The organism is Mycolicibacterium lutetiense (assembly GCF_017876775.1).
Lineage (GTDB): Bacteria > Actinomycetota > Actinomycetes > Mycobacteriales > Mycobacteriaceae > Mycobacterium > Mycobacterium lutetiense.
This window is the reverse complement of sequence record NZ_JAGIOP010000002.1, coordinates 1,673,975-1,690,675: the sequence shown is the minus strand read 5'-3', so window position 1 is coordinate 1,690,675 and position 16,701 is coordinate 1,673,975. Positions and strand designations below refer to the sequence as shown.

Below are 16,701 nucleotides of genomic sequence, written 5' to 3'. Positions count from 1 at the left end.
TCAACACCTTAGGCTGAGGTTGTGACTGTGGAACGGCCGCCGGAACATGTGCTGGCGGCGTTCGGCCTGTCCGGGTCGGCCCCGGAACCGCTCGGCTCAGGCTGGGAGGGTGGCTGGCGCTGCGGCGAAGTGGTGATGTCGATGGTGCCCGAGCACGCCCGTGCGGCGTGGTCGGCCAAGGTTCGGGAATCGCTATTCATCGACGGGGTGCGGCTGGCCCGCCCGGTCCGTTCAACGGACGGCCGCTACGTGGTCGCCGGGTGGCGGGCGGATACCTTCGTCGCCGGCACGCCCGAGCCCCGTCACGATGAAGTGGTGTCGGCCGCAGTGCGATTGCACGAGGCCACCTCGACATTGGAACGACCGCGCTTCCTGACCCAACCGCCCGTCGCGCCGTGGGCCGACATCGACGTGTTCATCGCCGCAGACCGGGCGGCCTGGGAGGACCGGCCGCTGCATTCGTTGCCGCCCGGCGCCAGGGTCTCGCCCGGATCGTCGGATGGCCAGCGCTCGGTCGAGCTGATCAATCAGTTGGCCAGTCTGCGCAGGCCGACCAAGAGCGCCAGTCAACTGGTCCACGGTGACCTTTACGGCACAGTGCTTTTCGCCGGAACGGCCGCGCCGGGTATCACCGACATCACCCCGTACTGGCGGCCCGCCCCGTGGGCTGCGGGGGTGGTGGTGATCGACGCGTTGTCCTGGGGTGATGCCGACGACGGGCTGGTCGAACGGTGGCAGTCGCTACCCGAATGGCCGCAGATGTTGTTGCGGGCGTTGATGTTCCGCCTGGCCGTGCATGCGCTGCACCCGCGGTCCACCGCCGCGGCCTTCCCTGGCCTGGCCCGCACTGCCTCATTGGTCCGGCTGACCCTCTAGTCTCGCGGTCAGAACTGGTGGCGGTACTCTGCCAGGCGTACCCGCCCGTCTACGGCCAGCACCCCTTCGGCGCGCAGCCGTTCCAGCTGCCGGGTGGCCAGGTGCGGGGCCGGGCGCCCCGAGGCGGGGATCACCCGGTGCCAGGGCAGGTCCGAGGAGTCGGTGCGCATGATCCAACCGACGATCCGTGGGCTGGAAAGCTCTGCGGCATCGGCAATGTCGCCGTATGTGCAGACGCGGCCCGACGGGATCGCGGCCACCAGGGTCCGCACCAGCTCCACCTGCTCCTCGGTGACGGCCGGCATCGTCAGCCCAGCTGTTCGAGGATCAACTTCGCGGTCTCGGCGGGTTTGGCCTGGGCCACCATGTGGTCGCAGTCCCAATCCAGCAGGGTGAAATCCTGGCCGAGTTGCCCATCGAGTGCACTGATGAGGCCGTCCCGCGCATACGGTGGACGGGTGTGGGTCGCGCGGACGAGAACCGTGGGAGTGCCCTTGCGCGGCAGGGAAACCGGGCGGGCCAACTCGCTCCAATACGACATCATGGCCGGGATGCTGATCCGCCACCCGTAGCGTCCGCCGGGTAGTTCGACGAGGTGTTCGTCGAGGTCACGGTCCAACTCATCCGGTGCCACCTCGCCCCACGAACCGTTGGCCTTCTCCGCGCGCGCCTCGGCGCGGTCAGGATAGTCGGGAGAGGCCAACATGGCGTCGGCGATCTCGCGCATCCATTCGCCGTCCAGTTCCACCGCGGGGTCCAACAGCACCAGCCCGCTGACCAGATCGGGATGCGCGGCAGCCAGATTCAGTGCCACCGCACCTCCGAACGAATGCCCGGCCACCATGGTCGGACCATCCAGCAGTGCGGCCAGGGCCTCGACGTTGGCGTCGAGCGTCCACGGGGCAGCCCACGATGAGCGGCCGTGCCCGAGCAGATCTGGCGCGAGCACCGCCACCTCGGGCAGGTGCTGCTCGGCCAGTGTCTTCCAGCGTTCCCCGTGTCCGGTCAACCCGTGGATCAGCAACAGTCGGGCGGGTTCATCGGGGCCGTAGCGGTGGACGTGCAACTTCGCGACTGACATCCGTTCATGCTGCCAGGAGGTTGGTCTGGCGGGTTTATGGGATCTACTTGTCGGGCGCTCGGCGAGCTTGTGCTGACTTGGTGATCGCGTGCGCTCTTGGCGTTGGTTGCGCCGGTGGCATAAAGCGGCCCAGGCGGTTCGGGTCGCAGGTGTCAAACTGTGCTGTCGGGCCATCCGGGTACTGCTGGCTCGGCTTGGGGTGGGGTGTCGAGAACACTCATGAGGATCTGGGCTCGCTGCGCAGTGTTGTGGGGCATGACGTCACGGCACTGTTGTTCCATGTGGACATAGTCCGGATCTTGCGGCGTGTGGGTGGGTTTCCCGACCTGGCCCCAGTAGCCTCCTTGTGAGGCGCCGGTGATTTTCCAGTGTCCGAACACGTCACCAACGGGTGCGGGGTTCCTGCCGGTTTGAGGTTGCATACCAACGGTCGCACCATCGCCGTTCTTGAGTTCAATCCGCCACAGAGTTACCGAGTACTCGAGCTTAGCGACGTCCAGTTTGCCACTCGGGGAGCCCAGCACTGAGGCATATTTTTCAGGCTGTCTGATGGCCGGGGCAAAGACGTTGTATTTGCCCTCGCATACGTAGGCCAGGTAGCCGTCTGTGAGCGGGGAGAGTTCCATGATGTGGAAGTAATGGTTGCCGAAGAACGGTCCCTCAACATAATTGAGATTCCTATTGCTTGAGGGAATTATCCATCTCAACTCCAATGGCAGATTGAGCCACTCCTCGGTACTGCCGACTCGGGGGTCGAGAAGATCGGGCAGGGCCCGCTGAAACCCGGGGTAGGTATTCGGTGACGATTTTGTCATCGATCCAATTCGATAGGATTCTAGGTAGGCGCGCACCGGTATGGCGGGGCCGGTAAGCAGGTCTGTCCCGGGTTGTGCTGTCCATCGGAACCGGAAACCATTGAAATCACTGGGCCAGTTCGGGAACATATTTTTTGCGACCGCAGGGGCAGCAGACGGTTCCTGGTGGCCGGAACACCCGGTCATGAGACACGCTGCTGCCGTAACAATGGCGAGTGTTTTCCTGGCCATTCGTATCTTCATGGGCATCCGTTCATGCGGCTTATGCTGCGGCCTCGGGCCATGCGGGTATTGCTGGCTCCGGCTTGGGGCGGGGTGTCGGGCAGGCTGATGAAGATTTGTGCGCGCTGCTCGACGCTATGGGGCATCACGTCGCGGTCGCCGTAAACCCTTGGCAGCCGAATCAATTCGATCAGCATCGGCCGCTACTGCCACCGGTTCCACCCGTAACTCGTCCGCCACGACTTCCCCAAACCTGTACACCCAGAAGGTGTTGGTTTGTGGCCAAAAAGGTATCACGGTCGCACACGTCAACTGCAGAAAATATCGGGCTTCCCGCGCCGGTGCGGCCAATAGTGCTAAAGCGGCTCCGCTCCGCTACTTGTCGGTCCCTTCTGGTGTCATGCTTCTCATGACCACACACCATGTCGAACCGGCACCGGCGGCTACCGAGCTGCTCGTACCGGGACGCGGCGGGGTGGTGCGGGTGCTGGGCGGGCCGGGCACCGGGAAGAGCTCGCTGTTGATCGGCACCGCCGTCGACCACATCGCGGCGGGCACCGACCCCGAGTCGGTGCTGTTGCTGACCGGATCGGCCCGGTTGCGGGGCGAGGCCAGGGCCGCCATCACCGCCCGGCTGCTCGGGGCGGGTACCCACGGCGTCGTGCGGGAACCGATGGTGCGCACGGTGCACTCGTATGCGTTCGCACTCCTGCGCCTGGCGGCCCAGCGCAACGGTGATCCGCCGCCGCGGCTGATCACCACGGCCGAACAAGACGGCATCATCCGGGAACTGCTGGCCGGAGATATCGAGGATGGTGCGGATTCCCCCGTGGGCTGGCCCGAGCAGCTGTGGCCGGCGCTGAGCACTGCGGGTTTCGCCACTGAGTTGCGTGATCTGATGGCCCGCTGCACCGAGCGCGGGGTGGATCCGCGCGCCCTGCAGCGACTGGGTCGGTCGGCCGGACGCCCGGAATGGTTGGCGGCGGGCCGGTTCGCGCAGGCCTACGAGCAGATCATGCTGTTGAGGTCCGCGGTCGGGATGGCCGCACCGCAGGCCACGGTCCCGGCGCTGGGGGCGGCCGAACTCGTCGGTGCGGCGCTGGAGGCACTCGGGACCGACGCGGATCTGCTGGCCGCCGAGCGGGCGCGGATCAGCCTGCTGTTGGTCGACGATGCCCAGCACCTCGACCCGCAGGCCGCTCTGTTGATCCGGGTGCTGGCTGCCGGGGCGGGGTTGACCGTCATTGCCGGCGACCCCGACCAGACGGTGTTCTCCTACCGCGGCGCCGATCCCGTGTTGTTGCGCGACCACGGCGACGACGTGCCGGCGATCACCCTCACGCGGTCGCACCGCTGTACCCCTGCGGTCGCTTCGGCGATCTCGGGTATCGCCGGCCGACTGCCCGGACTCAACGCAGGCCGGGCGCTGGAAGGCAACCCGGAGCGCGGACAGGGTGAGGTGACCATGCGGTTGGCGGCCACTCCGCATGCCGAGAACGCCTACATCGCCGACGCTGTGCGCCGTGCCCATCTGGTCGACGGGGTGCCCTGGTCCGAGATGGCGGTGGTGGTGCGCTCGATTCCGCGGGTGGGTGCGGCATTGGCGCGGGCCTTGAGCGGGGCCGGGGTGCCGGTACAGGCCACGGGCACTGACCTGGGGCTGGCGCAGCAGCCTGCGGTCGCAGCCATGCTGACAGTGTTGGAGGTGACGACACACCACCTGGACGGTGACAGCGCCGTCAGCCTGCTCACCGGCCCGATCGGACGTGTCGACCCGGTGACCCTGCGGCAGTTGCGACGCGCCCTGCGGCGTGCCGATGGGTCCACGCCGCCAAAGGATTTCACCGACCTCCTCGTCGCCGCCATCGATGCGGAGCCGGCCGGTTTGTCGGCCGAGCACGCCAAGCCGCTGCGTCGGCTGCGGTCGGTGCTGGCCGCAGCCCGTCGCAGCGAGCGGGACGGCGCCGATCCGCGCTACACCCTGTGGCAGGCCTGGAATGCCTGCCGGTTGCAGCCGCGCTGGCTGGCCGCCAGTGAGCGGGGCGGCACCATCGGAGCCCAGGCCGACCGCGACCTGGACGCGGTGACCGCACTGTTCGATGTGGCTGACCAGTATGTGGGCCGCACGGCGGGTGCGTCGTTGCGCGGGTTGGTGGACCACGTGGCGACATTGGGATCGTCGATGTCGGCCTCGGATTCGAGCGCCAGGCCCGACGCGGTCTCGGTACTCAGCGCGCACGCCGCACTCGGCCGGGAGTGGGACTTCGTGGTTATCGCCGGCGTGCAGGAAGGGCTGTGGCCCAACACTGTTCCGCGGGGCGGCATCCTGGGTACGCAGAATCTGGTGGATGTTCTCGACGGGGTGGCCGCCCCGGATGACCGGGTGGTGTCGACCCGGGCGCCCCTGCTCGCCGAGGAACGCCGGCTGTTGATGGCGGCTATGGGCCGGGCCCGGACCCGCCTGCTGGTGACCGCCGTCGACAGCGACGGTGGGGACGAATCGCTGCTGCCGTCACCGTTCTGTGCCGAACTGGCGGAGGTGGCAACGGAGTCGGTGCCGCTGCCGCCGTTGGCGGCGCCCCGGGTGCTGCTTCCCTCAGCGGTGGTCGGTCGGCTGCGCGCCGTCGTATGTGCGCCGGAAGGTGCCGTCGATGACGAGTCCCGGTCCTGTGCGGCAACTCAATTGGCCAGGCTAGCCGCGGCGGGGGTGCTAGGGGCTGATCCTTCGCAATGGCACACCATGACGGCGTTGTCCACCGAGGAACCGCTGTGGTCGGATCCCGACCAGGTGGTAACCCTGTCGCCGTCGACGCTGCAGATGCTCACCGACTGTCCACTGCGCTGGCTGCTTGAGCGCCACGGCGGTAGTGACGGACGCGACGTGCGTTCGACGGTCGGGTCGTTGCTGCACGCGCTGGTGGCGGATTCCGGCAAGACCGAGAGCCAGTTGGTCAACGACCTGGAAAAAGTCTGGGAAGACCTGCCTTTCGATGCGAAGTGGTATTCGGACAACGAGTTGTCCCGCCACCGCGAGATGCTGGAGACCTTCACCCGGTGGCGTGCGGACACCCGGGGCCGGCTGACCGAGGTCGCCACCGAGATCGATGTGGAGGGCGCGCTCGTCGAGCCGGGGCCCGACGGGCCGGGTGTTCAGGTGCGGGGCCGGCTGGACCGCCTCGAGCGTGACCAGGCGGACCGGCTGGTCGTGGTCGACCTCAAGACCGGCAAGAGTCCGGTCACCAAGGACGACGCGCAGAAGCATGCCCAGCTGGCCACCTATCAGCTTGCGGTGGCCGCGGGGCTGTTGCCGCACGGCGACGAGCCGGGTGGGGGCCGGTTGGTTTACCTGGGCAAGGCGGGGGCGGCGGGCGCCACCGAACGCGAACAGGATCCGATGACACCAGATACCCGTGCCGACTGGCTGGGCACGGTCAGCAGTGCGGCGGCGGCCACCGCCGGACCGCAGTTCACCGCCCGCGTCAACGACGGATGCGCCAACTGCCCGGTGCGGTCGTCGTGCCCGGCGCAGGCTGCGGGGGACCGGTCGTGACGGAAGCCGCGCAGACCGGCGTGCGGTACAGCCCGGCCGAGTTGTCCGACGCGTTGGGGTTGTTTCCGCCGACCGAGGAGCAGGCCGCGGTGATCGCCGCGCCGCCGGGGCCGCTGGTGGTCATTGCGGGCGCGGGCGCGGGTAAGACCGAGACCATGGCGGCCCGCGTCGTCTGGTTGGTCGCCAACGGTTATGCCACGCCCGCACAGGTGCTGGGCCTCACCTTCACGCGCAAGGCGGCTGGACAGTTGCTGCGTCGGGTGCGAACCCGGCTGGCCCGGCTCGCCGGCGCCGGTCTCGCGCCGGTGACCGGCGGCCCCGACGAGGTCGCGACGGTCAGTACCTACCACGCGTTCGCCGGCACCCTGTTGCGCGAGCACGGCCTCCTGCTGCCGGTCGAACCGGACACCCGGCTGCTCAGCGAGACCGAGCTGTGGCAGTTGGCCTTCGACGTGGTGTGTGCGCACCCGGGGGAGCTGGCGATCGACAAGACCCCGGCCGCTGTCACCGGAATGGTGCTGCGCCTGGCCGGCGCGCTGGCCGAGCATCTCGTGGACACCGATCAATTGCGTGACACGCATGTGGAACTGGAACGGTTGGTGCACACCTTGCCCTCCGGCCCGTATCAGCGTGACCGCGGGCCCAGTCAGTGGCTGCTCAAGATGCTGGCCACCCAGACCGAACGCACCGAACTGGTGCCCCTGATCGACGCACTGCACCAGCGGATGCGCGCCGACAAGGTGATGGATTTCGGGATGCAGATGTCGGCGGCAGCGCGACTGGCCGCGAGTTTCCCCCAGGTCGGTGAGCAACTGCGGCAACGTTTCCGGGTGGTGCTGCTCGACGAGTACCAGGACACCGGGCACGCGCAGCGGGTCGCGTTGTCCTCGCTGTTCGGTGGCGGCGCCGACGAAGGCCTGGCACTGACCGCGGTGGGTGACCCGATCCAGTCGATCTATGGCTGGCGGGGCGCGTCGGCGACCAACCTGCCCCGGTTCACCACGGACTTTCCGCTGGCCGATGGGACTCCCGCGCCGACGCTGGAACTGCGGACCAGTTGGCGCAACCCGCCGAGTGCCCTGCATCTGGCCAATGCGGTGTCGGCCGAGGCACGCAGCCGGTCGGTGACGGTGCATGAGCTGCGGCCCCGGCCCGACGCCGAGCCGGGGACCATCCGGTGTGCCCTGCTGAATGACGTCGAGACCGAACGCGATTGGGTCGCAGACCATCTGGCCCGGATCTACCACGGTGCGGTGGCACAGGGGGTGGACACGCCGACCGCAGCGGTGCTGGTGCGGCGCAACGCCGACGCCGCGCCGATGGCCGAGGCGCTCAGCGAGCGGGGGGTGCCGGTCGAGGTGGTCGGGGTGGCCGGACTGCTGGCCGTACCCGAGGTGGCGGATCTGGTGGCGATGCTGCGGTTGGTGGCCGATCCCGCCGCGGGATCGGCGGTGATGCGGGTGCTGACCGGGCCGCGGTGGCGGTTCGGTGCCCGGGATATCGCCGCGCTGTGGCGCCGGGCCAGGGAACTCGACGACCGGCCGGTGGGGGAGGCCAGCGCCGCCGAGATCGTGGCCCAGGCCGCCCCGGATGCCGATTCGGCCTGCCTGGCCGACGCGCTCTGCGATCCCGGTGCCGCCGAACACTATTCGCCGGCGGGTTATCAGCGGATCGAGGCCCTTGGGCGCGAGCTGACCATGCTGCGGGCACACCTGAGCCACCCGCTGCCCGAACTGGTGGCCGAGGTGCGGCGGGTCGCGGGATTGGATGCCGAGGCTCGCGCGGCGCGCCCGGTGGCGGCGGGCTGGACCGGGACCGAGAACCTGGACACGTTCGGTGATCTGGTGGCCGACTTCGCCGGGCGGTCGGGTGGGTCGGTGCTCGCGCTGCTGGCCTACCTGGATGTGGCAACCGAGGTGGAAAACGGCCTGGCGCCCGCCGAATTGACGGTCGCACACGACCGCGTGCAGATCCTGACCGTGCACGCCGCCAAAGGGTTGGAATGGCAGGTGGTGGCGGTGCCCCACCTGAGCGGCCGGGTGTTCCCGTCGACGGCATCGGCACGGACCTGGCTCACCGACTCGTCCGATCTGCCTCCGCTGTTGCGCGGCGATCGTGCCACCGAGTCGGAGCTGGGTGTTCCGGTGCTGGACACCTCCGACATCAACGACCGGAAAATATTGTCGGACAAGATCTCTGATCACAAACGTAGCCTCGAACAGCGCCGCATCGACGAGGAGCGCCGGTTGCTCTACGTCGCGATCACCCGCTCGGAGGACACCTTGCTGATCTCCGGGCATCACTGGGGTGCGACCGAGAGCAAGCCGCGTGGCCCCTCGGATTTCCTGTGCGAGATCAAGGCAATTGTGGAAGATGCTGCCGCGCAGGGCCGTCCGTGCGGTGAGGTCGAGCAGTGGGTTCCCGATCCGCCGGCCGGTGAGGTCAACCCGTTGCGGGACAAGGCTGTCGAAGCGATCTGGCCGGCGGCCCAGCCCAGAGACACCGAGGTTGGCCATGGTGCGGCGCTGGTGATGCAGGCGCTGGCCGACGACCGTGGGAACGCGACCGGCGATACCGACGAGGCCGACGGGGAGGGCTGGGCCGCTGACGTCGATGCGCTTCTGGCCGAACGGGATCGGCCGATACAGGTCGCCCGGCTCGAGCTGCCCGGCCAGTTGTCGGTCAGCACCTTGGTGGAGTTGAGCCGTGACCGGGAGGCCGCGTTGCAGCGCCTGCGTCGCCGATTGCCGCAACGTCCGGATCCGCATGCCCTGCTGGGCACCGCGTTCCATGAGTGGGTGCAGCGGTACTTCCACTCCGAGCGTCTGTTCGACCTCGACGATCTACCCGGCGCGGTGGACAGTGACAGTGGACGCGCCGGTGCGGCCGAACTGTCCGAGCTACAGGACGCCTTCGTCATGTCGTCGTGGGCTGCGCGCACCCCGATCGAGGTGGAGGTGCCGTTCGACATGGTGATCGGAACGGCCCGAACCACCATTGTTCGCGGCCGGATCGACGCAGTTTTCGCGCAGGACGACGGGACCACCACCGTGGTCGACTGGAAAACCGGAGAGCCACCGACCACGCCGGAAGCAATGGCGCAGGCGGCAGTTCAGCTCGCGGTGTACCGCCTGGCCTGGGCGGCACTGCGCGGGTGCGCGCCGGAGTCAGTGCGGGCCGCGTTCCACTACGTGCGCTCAGGGCGCACCGTCAGCCCCGAATCGCTGCCAGGGGAGGAGGAGCTCGTGGCCCTACTGGCCGATCCGCCGACCGCCTCGCCGGCCTAGGCTCGCGGTGGGCGATCTCAGGTGAGGGTGTTGCCCACCAACAGGCCGATCAGATAGGTGATCACCAAGGCCAGGCTGCCGCCGATCATGTTGCGCAGCACCGCGCGTCCCTTCGGCGCCCCACCCAGTCCGGCCGAGACCGCACCGGTGAGCATCAGCGCCAGCAGCACCGCCACGGCGGTCACCGGGATGCGCCAGGTCGTCGGCGGGATCAGGATCGCGATCAGCGGCAGCAGCGCACCGATGGTGAACGACAAGGCCGAGGATGCCGCCGCCTGCCACGGATTGGTCAGATCGTCGGGATCGATACCCAATTCGACCTCGGCGTGCGCGGCGAAGGCGTCGTGGTCGGTGAGCTCCTCGGCCACTGTGCGCGCGGTCGCCGTCGACAGTCCCTTGGCCTCGTAGAGCGCGCTCAACTCGTCCAATTCGGCGACCGGGTCGTCGCGCAGTTCGTGGCGTTCCTTGCGCAGCAATGCGCGTTCGCTGTCACGCTGCGTACTCACCGAGACGTATTCACCCAACGCCATGGAGACCGCTCCAGCGGCCAGGCCGGCGATACCGGCGGTGAAAATCGGCGTGTGTTCTACCGTCGCGGCGGCCACGCCCACCACGATGCCGGCCGTGGAGACGATTCCGTCGTTGGCGCCCAAAACTCCGGCTCGAAGCCAGTTCAGCTTCGAGGACAGTGACCCCACATGCGGCTCGGAAGGATGGCTGGTGTTCGTCACGATCCCGACCATATCGACCAAATTCGCCCGTCACCAGCAACGATAGCCTTGCCAAACCTTGGTCCAGGTGAGATCCGAACCTGCACCGGATGGCGAAATCCGTTGGCTTCCAGGCATTCTGGCCGGAGGTTACGAGTTGCGATACACCCGAAGCGCTGTGGTGATCATCGGGATCTGCAGCGGCAGTCGGGCGATCGCGACGATCCGCATCGGCCAGGGCTTGTCCCACCACAGCCGGACCATGTTCACGTTCCCTGGAAAGACCGCGATGAACAGGGCCATGGCGGCCAGCGCACCCAGGCGTCGGGTGCGGGGCACGGCGAGCAGGGCGCCGGTGGCCAGCTCACCGACGCCGGATGCGTAGGTGTAGAAGCGCGCGCTCCCGGGGAGTTCGGCCGGGATGATCGAGTCGAACGGTTTGGGCGCGACGAAGTGCAATGTGCCCATGCCCAGGAGCAGGGCCGCCATCCGTTGGGCGGTGGGTGCGGAGGAGATCCGCTGAGGCTCGGGTGTAGTCATGGTTACATTGTGGCGTGCGTCTGGTCAGATTGATCCCGCGTGGTTAAAGGCAGGCTGCGGCGCCGACTCGCCGCGATCGACTCGAACCTGACCACGCGTCCGGTTTCCGCACTCGTCGATGTGCTGCAGATCCCCGAGCCGTGGGTCAGTCCGGCCCGCAAGATTTTCATGCGGGTGCTGTATGCGCTGGGGGCATTGTTCGCGGCGGTGCTCATCGTCTACGCGGATCGGTACGGCTACCGGGACAACGACAGCCTTCCGAACGCGAACGATCCGCTGTCGTTCCTGGATTGCCTCTACTACGCGACGGTGTCGCTGTCGACCACCGGCTATGGGGACATCACGCCGTATTCGGATTCGGCGCGGCTGGTCAACGTCATCGTCATCACGCCGCTGCGGGTGGCCTTCCTGATCGTGCTCATCGGTACCACCGTGGAAACCCTGACTACCCAATCCCGGCAGGCGCTGAAGATTCAGCGATGGAGGAACAAAGTGCGCAACCACACCGTCGTCGTCGGATACGGCACCAAGGGTCGCACGGCGGTCGCCGCGATGGTCGGCGACGAGGTGGCCCCGGCAGACATCGTCGTCGTCGACGAGAACGCCGCCGCTCTGGAACGCGCCAAGGGAGCTGGGCTCGTGACCGTGCACGGTGACGCCACCAATTCCGCTGTCCTGCGACTGGCAGGTGCGCAGCACGCAAAGTCGATCATTGTCGCGGCCGACAACGACGCCAGTGCGGTGCTGGTCACGTTGACCGCGCGGGAGCTGGCGCCGAAGGCCAAGATCATCGCGGCGGTGCGGGAGTCGGACAACCTGCATCTGCTCAAGCAGTCCGGCGCGGACTCCACGGTGGTGTCTTCGGAGACCGCGGGCCGGCTGCTCGGGATTGCGACGCAGACCCCCAGCGTGGTGGAGATGATGGAGGATCTGCTGACTCCTGACGCGGGATTCGCCATCGCCGAACGCGAGGTCACTCCGAAGGAGGAGGGCGGCTCGCCGCGCCATCTGCACGACATCGTGCTGGGTGTGGTGCGTGGGGGCCGGTTGGTGCGGGTCGATGCACCCGAGGTGGACGCACTGGAGGCCGGCGACCGGTTGCTCTACATCCGCAGCGCGGACACCGAGCGATGACTGCCCGCCTCACCTTCGGTCTGCGCAATGTTCCGCTGCTCTCGCGGGTCGGCGCCGATCGTGCCGATGCGTTGCGTACCGACATCGATGCTGCGACCGAGGGTTGGAACGACGCGCTGCTGCTACGCATCGACCGCCGCAACCAGGTGTTGATCTCGGGTGGCCGGGTGGTTCTCGGTAAGGCGTCGAGTCTCGGCACCGACAAGCCCCCGGAGCATGCGGTGTTCCTGGGACGGCTGGGTGATGGGCGGCATGTCTGGGGTGTCCGCAGCGCCTTGGAGGGGCCCGAGGATCCGGATGCGCCGGTCGAGGTGCTCGATCTGCGCCGGGCAGGTGAGGTCTTCGACGACGTCAGCGCACAGTTGGTGGCGACGGCTACCGCATTGCTGAATTGGCATGACCGGGCGCGATTCAGTGCGGCGGACGGTGCGGTGACAAAATCGGCGAAAGGCGGCTGGTCGCGGGTCGACCCGGTCAGCGGCCACGAGGAATTCCCGCGCATCGATCCGGCGGTGATCTGCCTGGTCCACGACGGTCACGACCGTGCGGTGCTGGCCCGGCAGACGGGGTGGCCCGAGCGATTGTTCTCGATCCTGGCCGGATTCGTCGAGGCCGGCGAATCCTTCGAGACATGTGTGGTGCGTGAGATCTCCGAGGAGGTCGGGCTCACGGTGACCGACGTGCAGTACCTCGGGAGCCAGCCGTGGCCGTTCCCGCGGTCGCTGATGGTGGGCTTTCATGCGATCGGCGATCCCGAACAGCCGTTCTCGTTCAACGACGGCGAGATCGCCGAGGCCGACTGGTTCACCAGGGCCGAGATCCGCGAGGCGCTGGATCAGGGTGACTGGAGTGCGGTCGACGGCGATTCGCGGTCACGGTTGCTGCTGCCCGGGTCGATCTCGATCGCCCGGGACATCATCGAGTCCTGGGCGGCCCTGGACTGAGACTGTCTAGCTGAGTTTGGCCTTGACCTGCTTGATGGTCGGGTTGGTCAGCGTCGACCCGTCCGGGAACTTCAGGGTCGGCACCACATGGTTGCCGTTGTTGACCGAACCGACGAAGTCCGCGGCGGCCGGATCCTGCTCGATATCGACCTCGGTCCACGCGATGCCCTCGGACTTCAGCGCCATCTTGAGCCGCGAGCAGTAGCCGCACCACGTCGTGGTGTACATGGTCACAGTCGGTGTAGCAGTCATAGTGCCTCTAACGTAGCTGAACCGCCGTCTGATACCCGCAGTGGCGCAGGTCTCCGTCGCGCGGCGGTACGTTGCTAGTTCGCAGCAGGACGGAGCTGAATATGACCCGATTGGTGCCGCCGGTGGCCGGCGACCCGCATGCGCTCGACGAGTTGCGGTTGCAGGTGCGGCAGTTCGTCGCCGAGCAGCAGCAGTCGGGCAAGGTCGGCCGGTACGCCGACAGTTGGCTGAACGGTTGGGATGAGGAGTTCAGCCGGGCGCTGGCCGCCCGGGGTTGGCTGGGCATGACGGTGCCCGTCTCCTACGGCGGACACGGGCGCAGCCATCAGGAGCGTTTCGTGGTCACCGAGGAACTGCTGGCGGCCGGAGCCCCGGTGGGGGCACACTGGATCGCCGACCGGCAGATCGTCCCCTCACTGCTGAAGTACGGCACCGAAGAACAGCGACGAAAGTTCTTGCCCGCCATCGCCAAAGGTGAGTGCTACTTCGGAATCGGGATGAGCGAGCCGGATTCCGGGTCGGATCTGGCCAGTGTGCGTACGAGGGCCGTGCAGGCCGACGGGGGTTGGACGATCACCGGAACCAAGGTGTGGACATCGGGTGCGCATCTGGCGCATGCGTTCATCTGTCTGGCCCGCACCGCTGCGGTGGATCCGGCCCACCGCCACGACGGTCTCAGTCAGTTCATCGTGGATCTGCGCGCGCCCGGTGTCGACATCCGGCCGATCATCTCGATGAACGGCAAGCACCATTTCAACGAGGTGATCCTCGACGAGGTGTTCGTGCCCGACGAGATGGTGTTCGGCACCATCGGCAACGGCTGGCAACAGGTGACCTCGGAGCTGAGTTTCGAACGCAGCGGACCCGAACGTTTCCTGTCGACGTTCCCACTGCTGGCGGACATGGCCTCACACATGCGTGACGGGGCGCTACCGCGCCACACCGATCTGGGCCGGTACCTGGCCCGCATCACCGGGCTGCACCAGATGTCGATGGCGGTTGCCGGTGCGCTGGAGCGTCACGAACCGGCCGACACCGCGGCGGCCGTGGTCAAGGTGCTCGGAACGTCCACCGAGGGCGACATCGCTGATTTCGCCGATGTTCTCGGCGAGATCGACGACCCGGGTTACTGCTCGATGCTGGCCGATGCCGTGGCGCAACGTCCCGGGTTCACCCTGCGCGGCGGTACCAACGAGGTCCTACGTGGGGTCATTGCGCGGGGCCTGGGGATGCGCTGATGAGCGCTTGCGCGAAGAGGAGAGGGCACTAATGGGTGTCATGAACGCTGTTGACCCCGAACTGGTCGAGATGATGTCAGCGGTGTTCGCTGCGCACCGCGAACGGTACGAGCCAGGTGAGGGAATCACCGAATTGTGGGACCAGTTGGGCGAACTCGGCCTGGTCCGGCTGACCGGATCCGAGGAGTACGGCGGCAGCGGCGCCGGCTGGGCCGAGGCAGTCGAACTGCTGCGCGCGGCAGCGTGGCACGGGGTGAGAATCCCGCTGGCCGAACATGATCTGCTGGCCTGCTGGTTGTTGGAGGCGGCGGGCCTGGAAGCCGACGATTCCCGGCGCACCGCCTGCCTGCTCGACGACGACGGTGTGGCGGGCGGGGTGCCGTGGGCGGCGGGCGCCGACCGGGTGGCGCTGCTCTGGCGCGACGGCACCGGATACTGCGTGGCCGATGTGGATACCGCGTCACTGTCGGTGACTCCAGGCCGTAACCGGGCGGGGGAGCCGCGTGATGACGTCAGCGTAGATGTCACCGCCTTGACGGGAACCCCGTTGCCCGACAACGTGATCGAGGAGTTCACCCGCCGTGCCGCGCTGGTGCGGGCAGTGCAGGTGTGCGCGGTGCTGGACCGGACCCTGGCCCTGTCGGTGGCGCATACGTCCGAGCGCACTCAGTTCGGCCGACCGCTGGCCAAGTTCCAGGCGGTTCAGACCCTGGTGGCCGACATCGCCGCTGAGTCCGCGCTGGCCCGTGCGGCTACCGACGGTGCGCTGGCCGAGGCGCTTCGTTCAGACTGGTCCTCGGAGCACCTGGATTTCCTTGTCGCAGTGGCACGCTCCTGCGTCGGCCATGCCACGTCGGTCGTGGTGCGCAATGCTCATCAGGTGCACGGCGCGATCGGCACGACGCGTGAGCACCGCCTGCACGAGTTCACGATGCCCGCACTGTCCTGGCGTTCGGAGTACGGCTCGGTTGCGCATTGGGATGACAAGCTCATGGAGTACGCCACTGTGGCGGGCTCGGATGGACTGTGGGCGTTGATTACCGCGACCGGGGATTGATCTCGCCGCAGATTGCCGGCGATTGGCCTCGATATTCTTCGATGTCGTCGATATGACACTGATTGTCCTATGGGAGAATAATGCCGACAGTGTTCGGTATTGCCAGGCGGGAGGTGTCATGAGCGCTCTTTTGCGTGCTGTGCGTCAACAGCGGGGCATGACCCTTGAGGAACTTGCCGAGGCGACCGGGCTGACCAAGAGTTACCTGTCAAAGGTCGAGCGGCAGCGCTCGACCCCGTCCATCGCCGTCGCGATGAAGCTGGCACGCGCGCTCGAGGTCGATGTGGCACAGCTGTTTTCCGAGGATCCTGCGGTCACGACGTTGTCCGTCGATCGTGCTGACGGGCGCGGAAGCAGCCGCTATCACGCTGTCGCCGCAGGGATGCTCGGCAAATCGATGTCGCCGTTCATAGTGCGGCCCACGCTCAAGTTCGCCGAACATCCGCACCCCGAACACGCCGGACAGGAGTTGGTGTTCGTCCACGCCGGGGTTGTGGAGCTGCGATACCAGGATGATCTGGTCACGCTGGAACCCGGCGATTGCGCGTATTTTGACGCTTCCCTGCCCCACCAGCTTCGGCAGCGGGGAAACACGCCCAGCGAGGTTCTGGTGATCACCCACAGCGAGTACAGCCGCAACCGCTGACAGCTTTCGCCGTGCGTTCGTCGATCAGCACTTGAGGTTGACGTGCACAGTGGGAATGGGCTCCAGATCCGGCAGGCCGTGAATCGTGACCGTCCTTGCCTGCGGGCGTAGGACCACCGAGCGGACATCGGTGACCGTGCACTGATCGAGCGGACCGCTGCCGACCCGGTTGATGATCACCCGCTTGCCTTCGGACTGCAGTAGCGCGATGGTTTCGGCCGCCGACGGTCCGGTTGGGGCGGCTGCGGCTACCGCGGCGCCGGCAGTGAGGCTGCTTGCGGCCACGCCGATAGAAAATGCCGTGATGGTTGCGGTGTGCTTCATGGCTTCTCATTCCCTTTTGATGGCC

General features: G+C 67.3%; 16 protein-coding genes. 8 read left to right on the top strand and 8 right to left on the bottom strand.

What is annotated here, in order from left to right:
* The first annotated feature begins 21 nt into the window (after positions 1–21).
* The gene (locus JOF57_RS17395; protein WP_209918484.1) at positions 22–876 is read left to right on the top strand and encodes a TIGR02569 family protein; all 855 of its coding nucleotides are present in this window, start codon (positions 22–24) and stop codon (positions 874–876) included.
* An 8-nt stretch (positions 877–884) separates the two neighbouring features.
* On the opposite strand, the gene JOF57_RS17390 is transcribed toward JOF57_RS17395, so the two are convergent.
* The 4 genes from JOF57_RS17390 to JOF57_RS17375 form a co-directional block, all read right to left on the bottom strand.
* Positions 885–1,181 (bottom strand): MGMT family protein, encoded by a 297-nt coding sequence (locus tag JOF57_RS17390; RefSeq protein ID WP_209918482.1) that lies wholly within the window; start codon positions 1,179–1,181, stop codon positions 885–887.
* Positions 1,182–1,183: 2 nt separating this feature from the next.
* Positions 1,184–1,957 (bottom strand): alpha/beta hydrolase, encoded by a 774-nt coding sequence (locus JOF57_RS17385; RefSeq protein ID WP_209918480.1) that lies wholly within the window; start codon positions 1,955–1,957, stop codon positions 1,184–1,186.
* Positions 1,958–2,109: 152 nt separating this feature from the next.
* A complete protein-coding gene (locus JOF57_RS17380) occupies positions 2,110–3,003 on the bottom strand; it encodes a hypothetical protein (RefSeq protein ID WP_209918478.1) in 894 nt (297 codons plus the stop codon).
* Between the two features lie 8 nt (positions 3,004–3,011).
* Positions 3,012–3,191 carry a hypothetical protein gene (locus tag JOF57_RS17375; RefSeq protein WP_209918476.1) on the bottom strand — a complete coding sequence of 60 codons (180 nt, stop codon included), beginning with the start codon at positions 3,189–3,191 and terminating at the stop codon, positions 3,012–3,014.
* A 212-nt stretch (positions 3,192–3,403) separates the two neighbouring features.
* Between JOF57_RS17375 and JOF57_RS17370 the strand changes: the two genes are divergently transcribed.
* Together JOF57_RS17370 and JOF57_RS17365 are read left to right on the top strand one after the other, a co-directional pair.
* Positions 3,404–6,544 carry an ATP-dependent helicase gene (locus JOF57_RS17370; protein WP_209918474.1) on the top strand — a complete coding sequence of 1,047 codons (3,141 nt, stop codon included), beginning with the start codon at positions 3,404–3,406 and terminating at the stop codon, positions 6,542–6,544.
* Complete coding sequence (locus JOF57_RS17365) at positions 6,484–9,831, top strand: ATP-dependent helicase (protein WP_209918472.1); 3,348 nt, start codon at positions 6,484–6,486, stop codon at positions 9,829–9,831. Before JOF57_RS17370 ends, JOF57_RS17365 begins: the two co-directional genes overlap by 61 nt.
* Positions 9,832–9,848: 17 nt before the next feature.
* Here the strand turns inward: JOF57_RS17365 and JOF57_RS17360 are convergent, their stop codons facing one another.
* Positions 9,849–10,562: a VIT1/CCC1 transporter family protein gene (locus JOF57_RS17360; protein ID WP_209918470.1), complete on the bottom strand. Its 714-nt coding sequence runs from the start codon at positions 10,560–10,562 to the stop codon at positions 9,849–9,851.
* A gap of 129 nt (positions 10,563–10,691) precedes the next feature.
* Positions 10,692–11,081 carry a DoxX family protein gene (locus JOF57_RS17355; RefSeq protein WP_209918468.1) on the bottom strand — a complete coding sequence of 130 codons (390 nt, stop codon included), beginning with the start codon at positions 11,079–11,081 and terminating at the stop codon, positions 10,692–10,694.
* 39 nt (positions 11,082–11,120) lie between these two features.
* Here JOF57_RS17355 and JOF57_RS17350 point away from each other — a divergent pair, with 39 nt between their 5' ends.
* Together JOF57_RS17350 and nudC are read left to right on the top strand one after the other, a co-directional pair.
* Entirely contained in the window at positions 11,121–12,215 is a 1,095-nt protein-coding gene (locus tag JOF57_RS17350; RefSeq protein ID WP_209918466.1) for a potassium channel family protein, read from the top strand.
* A complete protein-coding gene (gene nudC, locus JOF57_RS17345; protein WP_209918464.1) occupies positions 12,212–13,159 on the top strand; it encodes an NAD(+) diphosphatase in 948 nt (315 codons plus the stop codon). The genes JOF57_RS17350 and nudC overlap by 4 nt, the downstream gene beginning before the upstream one ends.
* A 6-nt stretch (positions 13,160–13,165) precedes the next feature.
* Here the strand turns inward: nudC and JOF57_RS17340 are convergent, their stop codons facing one another.
* Positions 13,166–13,411 (bottom strand): mycoredoxin, encoded by a 246-nt coding sequence (locus JOF57_RS17340; protein ID WP_209918462.1) that lies wholly within the window; start codon positions 13,409–13,411, stop codon positions 13,166–13,168.
* A gap of 95 nt (positions 13,412–13,506) precedes the next feature.
* Between JOF57_RS17340 and JOF57_RS17335 the strand changes: the two genes are divergently transcribed.
* From JOF57_RS17335 to JOF57_RS17325, 3 genes are all read left to right on the top strand, one after another.
* A complete protein-coding gene (locus tag JOF57_RS17335) occupies positions 13,507–14,649 on the top strand; it encodes an acyl-CoA dehydrogenase family protein (protein ID WP_209923454.1) in 1,143 nt (380 codons plus the stop codon).
* A 31-nt stretch (positions 14,650–14,680) separates the two neighbouring features.
* Entirely contained in the window at positions 14,681–15,706 is a 1,026-nt protein-coding gene (locus JOF57_RS17330) for an acyl-CoA dehydrogenase family protein (RefSeq protein WP_407666580.1), read from the top strand.
* Positions 15,707–15,824: 118 nt separating this feature from the next.
* Positions 15,825–16,352 (top strand): helix-turn-helix domain-containing protein, encoded by a 528-nt coding sequence (locus tag JOF57_RS17325; protein WP_209918459.1) that lies wholly within the window; start codon positions 15,825–15,827, stop codon positions 16,350–16,352.
* Between the two features lie 24 nt (positions 16,353–16,376).
* On the opposite strand, the gene JOF57_RS17320 is transcribed toward JOF57_RS17325, so the two are convergent.
* Positions 16,377–16,676 carry a hypothetical protein gene (locus JOF57_RS17320; protein WP_209918457.1) on the bottom strand — a complete coding sequence of 100 codons (300 nt, stop codon included), beginning with the start codon at positions 16,674–16,676 and terminating at the stop codon, positions 16,377–16,379.
* Positions 16,677–16,701: the final 25 nt, after the last annotated feature.